The 1,144-nt window shown below is 69.6% G+C and carries 1 protein-coding gene; it reads left to right on the top strand.

Translation table 11 applies throughout. From position 1 onward, the window contains the following. Positions 1-1,144 (top strand): hypothetical protein (locus ACFXIV_RS48195; RefSeq protein ID WP_379421575.1); only part of this gene is annotated, 1,144 nt, incomplete at both ends.

The following is a 1,144-nucleotide window of genomic DNA, read 5'->3' on the forward strand; positions in this document are numbered from 1 at the left end:
GTCGCCGCCTCGCTGGCGGGACTCGCCCTCGACCTGTACCTGACGCACAAGCAGCCCGGGCTGCTGGCGCTGCTCGGGAAGGTCCGCTTCGACGTCACCACGCGACAGCTGCTGCGCGACATGCTGGTCGTCATCGGCCTGGTGCGCATCCCCGAGGTCCCGCCGGACATCGAGCGCCCGCTCACCCTGCTGCTGCTGGCCGCGTACGCCGCGCACTTCCTGTGCCAGGCGGTGGCCCAGCTGGTGCGCCGCACCCGCACCCTGCCGGTCGTCACGCGCAACATCGACACCTCGGCGCTGCACCTCACCAACGCGCCGTCCCGGCTGCTGGCCCGCCAGCCCAGCCGCAGGCTGCTGCGCTTCTCGATCCCCGGCACCCTGGGGCTGATGCTCAGCGCCGGGCTGTCGGCGCAGGAGTGGGGTCTGATCGGCGTCAGCTGCACCCTGCTGCTGTCGCTGAGCAGCGCTGTGTATCTGGGCACCTGGCTGCTGCCCAAGAAGCGCTCCAAGAGCGAGCAGGACGTGCTGGCGTGGCTGGACAAGTGGCTGGCGCAGTACAGGCCGACCATCGGCATGTACTTCTCGGGCGGCGCCACCTCCGCGTACCAGGCGAACATGTGGCTGAGCACCCTGGCCCAGCTGGACGGCAGGCCGCTGATCGTGCTGCGGGAGCGGTTCATGGTGCAGAAGATCGACGCCACCGACATCCCGATCGTCTGCATCCCCAAGGTCGCCCACCTGATGCGGCTGGAGCACTCCACGCTCAAGGTGCTGCTGCACCCGGCCAACTCCGGCAAGACCTCCCAGGTGCTGCGCATCCCCACCCTCAAGCACGCCTTCATCAACCACGGCGAGTCCGACAAGCTCTCCTCCTGCAACCCCTACGCCAAGGCGTACGACCAGGTGTGGGTCGCCGGAGAAGCAGCACGTGAGCGGTACCAGCTCGCCGAGGTCGGGGTCGACGACAAGGACGTGGTGGAGGTGGGCCGCCCGCAGCTGAGCCCCATCCAGCACGCCGACGAGCGCGCCGCGGCGCCGAAGAGCGACTACACGACGGTGCTGTACGCGCCCACCTGGGAGGGCTGGGACGGTAACCCGGGCAACACCTCGGTCCGGCTGGCCGGCGAGAACATCGTCAAGGCCC

This window comes from Nocardia sp. NPDC059236 (genome assembly GCF_042754085.1).
Lineage (GTDB): Bacteria > Actinomycetota > Actinomycetes > Mycobacteriales > Mycobacteriaceae > Nocardia.